The 7,117-nt window shown below is 67.6% G+C and carries 6 protein-coding genes; 4 read left to right on the top strand and 2 right to left on the bottom strand.

Features of this window, described 5'->3' with window-relative positions; all coding sequences use genetic code 11:
• The first annotated feature begins 289 nt into the window (after positions 1-289).
• Together WEB06_03545 and WEB06_03540 are read left to right on the top strand one after the other, a co-directional pair.
• Entirely contained in the window at positions 290-529 is a 240-nt protein-coding gene (locus WEB06_03545) for a WhiB family transcriptional regulator (protein MEX2554688.1), read from the top strand.
• A 42-nt stretch (positions 530-571) separates the two neighbouring features.
• On the top strand, positions 572-739 hold the full coding sequence (locus WEB06_03540; GenBank protein MEX2554687.1) for a hypothetical protein: 168 nt from the start codon (positions 572-574) through the stop codon (positions 737-739).
• A gap of 109 nt (positions 740-848) precedes the next feature.
• Here WEB06_03540 and WEB06_03535 read toward each other — a convergent pair whose 3' ends face one another.
• A complete protein-coding gene (locus WEB06_03535; protein ID MEX2554686.1) occupies positions 849-1,934 on the bottom strand; it encodes a hypothetical protein in 1,086 nt (361 codons plus the stop codon).
• Between the two features lie 207 nt (positions 1,935-2,141).
• Between WEB06_03535 and WEB06_03530 the strand changes: the two genes are divergently transcribed.
• Positions 2,142-5,189, top strand: coding sequence for a glycosyltransferase (locus WEB06_03530; GenBank protein MEX2554685.1), 3,048 nt, complete (start codon positions 2,142-2,144; stop codon positions 5,187-5,189).
• On the top strand, positions 5,186-6,616 hold the full coding sequence (locus tag WEB06_03525) for a DUF5719 family protein (GenBank protein MEX2554684.1): 1,431 nt from the start codon (positions 5,186-5,188) through the stop codon (positions 6,614-6,616). Before WEB06_03530 ends, WEB06_03525 begins: the two co-directional genes overlap by 4 nt.
• 8 nt (positions 6,617-6,624) lie before the next feature.
• Here the strand turns inward: WEB06_03525 and WEB06_03520 are convergent, their stop codons facing one another.
• Entirely contained in the window at positions 6,625-6,963 is a 339-nt protein-coding gene (locus tag WEB06_03520; GenBank protein ID MEX2554683.1) for a metallopeptidase family protein, read from the bottom strand.
• Between the last annotated feature and the right edge of the window lie 154 nt (positions 6,964-7,117).

The following is a 7,117-nucleotide window of genomic DNA, read 5'->3' as shown; positions in this document are numbered from 1 at the left end:
AGGACCGGCCGACCCGTTTCTGGAGTTCACGCGATCGATCGCAACGCGCAGCGACTCGCTATCGAGTTGAGGTCGCGCCGCGCGCGCGGATGCGATCCCGCATCGTCGATCCCGCCGATGCGCTGAGGAAAGTTATCCACAGCTCGAGAAAAAAAACTCCCCGAACACTTGACCTTCGGTTACGTCTCCCTAGAATTACACCTGCGTAATTACAGTTGTCGCATTCGATCCCGGAAGTTCGTAAACGAGATGTGAACGAGAAGAAGGGTCGAGTGAGGGGGAGCGGCAGGTGCAGCAGTTTCCCGACGAGGAACTCCCGTGGGCCGAAGAGGCTCTATGCGCGTACGTGGACCCGGATGTGTTCTTCCCCGAAAAGGGTGGGTCGTCGCGTGAAGCCAAACGCATATGCGCGCAGTGTGCCGTGCGCGACGAGTGCTTGGATTACGCGCTCGCGAACGACGAGCGCTTCGGGATCTGGGGCGGGCTATCCGAACGAGAACGACGGCGCGTGAAACGACTCGCGTCATAAAGGAGCCTTCCCTATCTCTAGATAGGGAGAGGGGGTGACAGGATGCCAGCGAAGAGGCGCAAGGCTGCGAAGAAGACCGCAGCGCGCAAGCCGGCCAAGCGTAAGACAGCGCGGAAGAAGACCACCGCAGCGCGCAAGCCGGCCAAGCGTAAGACCGCCGCGAAGAAGACGACGCGGAAGAAGGCGACGGCGAAAAGGAAGAAGCGCTAAGCGCCGCCTTCAGAACTTCTGAGGCCTTGCCCGCCTGGCAGGGCCTCAGTCCTTTCCTGGGAAAAAATCGAGGGGGCCGCTCGGCCCCCTCGATCGTTGATCGCAGGGGCTATAGCCCCAGCGTTCCCTTCACGATCGCGCAGTTCGCTTCGGGAACAACTCCGCCATCGTCCGTCACGACGGGAACCACCACGGTTTGGTCGATCTCGTGAACCACACCCGAGATAGGTCCGTCCTCGTTCTCTCCCGGGGCGAAGTTCGAGTGGTTGTCGCCGTCTCCATCGGGGTCGCCGCACGTCGAGACGACGGGAACCGGCCCGGAGAACGTCGAGAGGTTGTCGATCAGCCACCCCTTGCCCAAAGTGCCCGGCGCCGCGCCTCCGCCGGTCCGGAACAGGATCGAGTCCACCGTCCGGCTCACCATCGGCGGCATCGGGCTCGATTCGGTGTCCATCGTGTAATAGTCCTCCCAGCTCCCGCCGGTGTGCGCGAGCGTGCCGTCGACGAAGACCTGAACGATGTCGTTCGATTCTCCGTCGATGAGTTCCATCGTGAGCTTGATGTTGTGCGGCGCCGTCCGGTCGAGGCCGGTGGCGACGTTCGTCATCACGAAGTTGGCGCACTGGAAGCACGGCGCCGGCGGACCCATCGGATCCACTCCCTGCACGTCGAAGAAGTTGACGTCGATGCCGGTCGGCGTGTCGAGCATCTGAACCCAGCTCATCCGCGCCCCGTCGCCGCGGTCCGGGCTTGCGACCGTCGACAGACCGGGCTGCTCCGCCGTCGGCACGGTCGAGGCGAAGTCCCACGACGCCTCGAAGTACGGCTGCCGGGCACCACCCGACATGCCGCCGTTGTCCGCGGTGGACTCCCCGGCCTCGTCTGTGAGCGACTTCGAGAACGTCTGATCGCCGAAGCATCCGCTGGTAACCGCGTTCGATATCCGGAGGCTCTTGTCGGCGAACGTCGGATAGCCGTACGAAGCACCGGTGTTGTCCACGACCGCGTGGTCGTAGACGGCACAACCGGATCCGGCCGCGCCCGAGCTGGACCAGCCGTCCTGCCCGTGGATCGTTCCGGGAGTGTACGACTCGAAGTCGATCGCCAGCGCGTCGGCGCTTGCCCCTGCCGTCACCGCCATCACGATGATGGCGAATGCTGATGCAACTCGAATGAGACCGCGACGTGGTCGCATAGCCGTTCCTCCCCCAGGGAGGCCAGGCGCGGCGTCGTTGCCGCCCCGAGGCGCTCCGATGGCCCTGCCTGACGATTCGCCCCGGCGATGCCCGTTTCCTTGCCGGTCGCGGATTTGACCTCGAGCTGTTGGAGGCCAGGCGGACCCTGCCGCGCCAAACGCGCGATTCGCTCGCTCGAGAGCGCCGTTGGTAGGCTCCCGCGGCTCATGGACCCTGAGAACTCGTCCGTTCTCGTCCTCCTCGTCGCGACCAATGGAGAACGGTGGCTGCGCGAGGTCATCGAGGGCATCCGAAACCAAACGCACGACGACCTCACGGTGATCGCCGTGGACAACGCATCCACCGACGGGTCGCGCAAGCTGCTCGAGAAGGCATTCGGGCGCGAGAACGTCGTCGTGCTCGACCGCCGCGTCGGATACGGGCGTGCCCTCGCAGCAGGACTGAAGGTCGTCGCCGACCGCGCGATCCCGGCCGATGCTTTCTTGCTCCTTCACGACGATGCGGTCATGGATCCCGGAAGCGTCGAGGGGATGGTCGGCGCGTTGACACACGAGCGGGTGGGGGTCGTCGGCGCGAAGCTCGTCGAGTTCGACGAACCCGAGGCGTTGCAGGAGGTCGGTCTCACCACAGACCGGTTCGGCCGCCTCTACAACCCGCTCGAGGCGGGCGAGCTCGATCAAGGCCAGCACGACGGGCTCAAGGAAGTGTTCTTCTCTTCGAGCGCATGCCTTCTGGTTGCGCGCGCGGTGGTGGAACGCATCGGCCTGTTCGATCTCCGGTACGTCACGCTCCGAGACGACTACGACTTTTCCTGGCGAGCCCGCATCGCCGGTTTTCGATCCGTCGTGACCAGCGATGCGCGCGTGCGGCATGCGGTTGCCTCCTATCGGAACCTTCGCCCCGGCTTCGTGACCGGCCGGGTTCGGTACTTCAGCGAGCGCAACATGATCGCGTCTCTGATCAAGAACTACCGGCTGCGCACCCTCCTCGTGGCGCTTCCGGTCACGCTCGTGATGTCCTTGCTCAACGCGATCCTGTTCGCATTCACGGGGCGCCGGCAACAGGCTCGTCAGACGTTCTCGGCGATGCAGTGGAACCTGATCCACCTTCCGTCGACGCTTCGGGCTCGCGCTCGCGCACAGCGGCGAAGGAAGAGCCCCGACGCGGACGTCCTGAAGTTCATGGTTCGTGGCGCGCCGCGCCTCCGTTCTTACTTCGAGCGCGCGCTCGAGCAGGTCGTCGGCGATCCGGCCGAAGGGATCGAGGAAGCCGAAGGGCTCGCGGTGCCCGACCAACGGCGTCCGCGACTGATCGATCGCGTCCGCGCGCACCCCGTCGGGATAAGTCTCACCGTCCTCGCGTTGCTCTACCTCATCGGAGCACGCTCCTTGTTCGGCAGCGGTGGTCTCGCCGGTGCCGACATGGCGCCGTTCCCGTCCGGGGCGGGCGACTTCTTCTCGGAGTTCTTCTCCGGCTGGCGCAGTGCCGGCACCGGTGGCGCCGCGCCCGCGTCGCCGTTCCTCTTCCTGGCAGGTGTCCTGTCGGTGATCACGTTCGGCAGCGTCCGGCTCGCCGAGCGACTCCTCGTGCTCTCGCTCGTGCCGCTGGCATGCGGGGCTGCGTGGAAAGCCGCGGGTGCTATCGGGATGCCGGTGACTGCGAAACGTATCGCTGCAGCCGCGTACGCCTTGTCGCCGCTCACACTTGCGGCCTTCTTCCAAGGGCGGTTCCCCGAACTCGTTCTGATCGCGGCGATGCCGGCCCTCCTCATCCCGCTCCTGCGGGCGGGCGGGTTCGCCGATCCCGGCGGCTGGCGGAGCCCGACCGCGGGAGCGCTCGGGCTGGCCGTCATCACGACCATATCCCCCTGGGCGCCGATCGCCGTTGCGGGAACCGGCGTCCTGCTTGCCGTCGCCGGCGTCGTCTCAGGGCAGCGGAGCGCGATCCGCGCCGCAGCCGTCGGGCTCGCGCTTCCCATCGCCGCGATCATCGTGCTATTGCCGTGGAGTGTCGAGCTGTTCCGCTCCGGCTCTCCGATCGGAGCCCGCCCCGGACCGTTCGGCGCCCCGCTCACCGACCTCATCCGGCTGGTTCCTTCTTCGCCGTTCCCGATCCCGGCGCCGATGGCGTGGGCGTTCCCGTTGGCTGCCGCCGTCGGAGTCCTCTTGGCCACGCCGGAACGACGACGGATCGCGCGTGCGTTCGCTGTGGTCGGGACCCTGGCGCTCCTCATCGCATGGGCCGTGTCTCGCGGGGTGCCGTGGATCGCTCCGCGGCCCGGTTTGCCGTTGTCGATCGCAGCCGTATGCGTCGCGATGCTTGCCGGGATCGGCGCGGAAGGTCTCGTTCCGTTGCTTCGCGCCCGCTCGTTCGGTGCCCCCCACGTCGCTCTCGGCGGTGTGACGGTGTTCGGCGTCGCTGCGATGGTGGTCGGCGTGGCGTTCTTGGCCGGGGGCAGCTTCGACGGACTCCGGCGCGCCGGCGAGCTCGAGCCGGCGTTCTTCCAGGCGGAGGAGCGAACGTTCGGAGACTTCCGCGTCCTGTGGCTCGCCGGCGACATGCGGGCGCTGCGCGCCGACCTGAGCGCGCCCGAGGGCGAGACGATCCTGACGTTCGGCGCGCGCCGATCCGGGCCCGGCGAGGACTACCTGGAGGGCATCCTCGCATCGGTGCTGGCTCGAAGAACCGAGCAAGCGGGCCGGCTTCTCGCACCCGCAGGCGTTCGTTACGTCGTTCTTCGGCCGGCGATAGACGTCGATGTCGTGCGGGCGTTCGCGCGACAGATCGACATGCGCTTCGCCCAGCGATTCGCGGGGAGCCAGGTGTTGTCGAACGAGGCATGGCTCCCTGTCGCAGGAGCGGTCAAGTCGCCTGATTGGGTCGCTGCGAGCAACACGGAGCCGGACCGCCCCCTCCTCGCAGCCGCGCCCGAGGATCCGGGCCGTTCGGGGTCGCTCCGCCGCGTTCGCCCCGGGGTTCTGGCCGGACGCATCGGCGTCGGTGTCGGAGCTCTTCTCTTGGGCGAGGAGTTCAGCGATCGGTGGCACCTGCGAGCGGGGGGTCGCGACCTCTCGTCTACGCGATCATTCGGATGGGCGAACGCGTTCTCCGTCGGTGCAGCCTCTGGTCCGGTGGTCGTGGCCTGGGGTGGACAAGGCTGGCACCGTCTCGCGCTGCTCGCCGAGACCGTGATGCTCGTCGCGATCGCCGTGGCTTGGTCGAGGCGCAGCGCCCGCGAACGAGGTGAGCGATGAAGGCATCCCTGCGCAGGTGGGGCCTCACTGCCTTCGTCGTTCTCTCGATCACCGGCGCGGCGCTCACCGATCGGATCGCGCCCGCATCGCCCTGGCTCCCGGCGGCGGATCGGCCCGCCGAGCCCGGTGGGGCTTGGGCGTGCCCGTTCCTGAAGGCGGCCGGCTCACCGGGATGGCTCCACTTCGCCAACTTCGGCCCGGTGGCATCCCATGTTCGCGTGACGTACCTGCCCGACCGCAAGGCGCCTGTGGTCCAGGCATTCGACATCGGTCCCGGACGCGCCGGCACCGTCGGGTCCCCTGCGGCGATCCGATCGTCCGCTGCCGGCGCGATCGTGGAATATGCGGGCGGCGACCTGGTCGTGTCGCGTACGGCCTTCTTGACCGCGAACGGGGGCACCGGAGGTGCGGCTGCTCCGTGCGGACGGCCGGGCGCTCAGGCGGTGGTGACGTCGCAGGGCTCGACGCTCGGGGTGGAGACGCACCTCATCCTTTTGAACCCGGGGACCTCCGACGCGGTCGTCGACGTGTCGATGCTGTTCGACGGTCAAGAGCTCGAGCCCGAGAGCCTGCGAGGCAGGGTGGTCCCCGCTCGCGGACGACTCATCATCCGAGAAGGAGATTTCGCCTTCGACGAGCGCATCGTGGCCGGGGTGGTGCACGCCCGGTCCGGCAGGATCGTGGCCGATGCTCTCCTTGCGGCCCGCGGGTTGATCGAGCTCGTTCCGGCGGTCGGCGCCGCCAGCGAGACCGTCGCCATAGGCAACACCGCGATCGGGCCCCTCACGTTCTCCGCAGTGGCCGTGGGAGACACAGATGCGGTGACCGACAGCCGGACGTTGTCGGAGTCCGGGCAGGGGGTTTTCGAGCCGATCGCCGCCGGGCTGCCCCCCAACACCCCACGCTTCGCAGAGATCCCGAAGGATTCGTTCCCGGCGGGACCGGTTGCTGTCGCCGTCACCTCATCGACCTCCCCGGTGGCGCTTGGTGCTCGCTGGCAGGTCGTCGGACCCAGAGGCGTGGTCGAGCAGGCGGCGACCGTCGCGGTGCCGCCCGCGGCCCGGACGATGGCGGTGATCGGGCCCCCGGCGCTCGCGTCCGAGCTCAGGCTTCTCGTGGCGAATCCCGCGGAGCGAGACGCGACGATCTCCGTGACCGTGGTGACCGATGCCGGACGCACCACGCCGTCGGCCTTGCAGGATGTTTCACTCGGAGCCGGCGAAGCGATCCAACTCAGCCTCGCCGGCGTGGGCGGATCGGGAACCGTCGGGGTTCTCGTCACGTCCGTCGGCGCGGGGGTGGCCGCGGCCGTCCAAGCGATCGCGCTGCAACCCTCCTTCGGCGCCTACGCCGTCACGGCATTCCCGGACCTTCCCCGGTCGCCGGTCGCCGTGGATCCGGATCCACGAGCAGGGGTCGCGGCGTAGGGGCCGGCTCAGCCCATCCCCAACTCGCGCAGTCGCGCGTCGTCGATGCCGAAGTGATGGGCGATCTCGTGCCAGACCGTGACGCGCACCTGTTCGGCCAGGTCTTCGGGAGTTCGCGCACGCCGCTCGAGCGGTAGCCGGTAGATGGTGATCTTGTCCGGTAGGAAGCCGCTGTATCCCGAGCCGCGGTCGGTCAACGGAACGCCGTGGTAGAGGCCGAGGAGCGCCTCGCGCTCTGGGGAGTCCTCGATCACGATCTCGACGTTGTCGAGCCGCCGCCGGAACTGCTCGGGTAGCAGGTCGATCGCATCTCGGACAAGCGACTCGAAACGACGCGCGTCTCCCATGCGCGACGCGACGGTCGGCAACCACGTTCGGCCGGTCTGACGGCGTGTGATTTTGGAAACTCCCTTGAACTCGACCAACGGTCGTGATAGAGTAGTTGGGTACTCCGCGGAAGTCAGTAGGGGCGACCCGAAAGCTACCGCGGAGTACAACTTT

Source organism: Actinomycetota bacterium (assembly GCA_040905475.1).
Lineage (GTDB): Bacteria > Actinomycetota > AC-67 > AC-67 > AC-67 > DATFGK01.
Note: the sequence above shows the minus strand (reverse complement) of the source record. Positions and strands in the feature narration are given on the sequence as shown.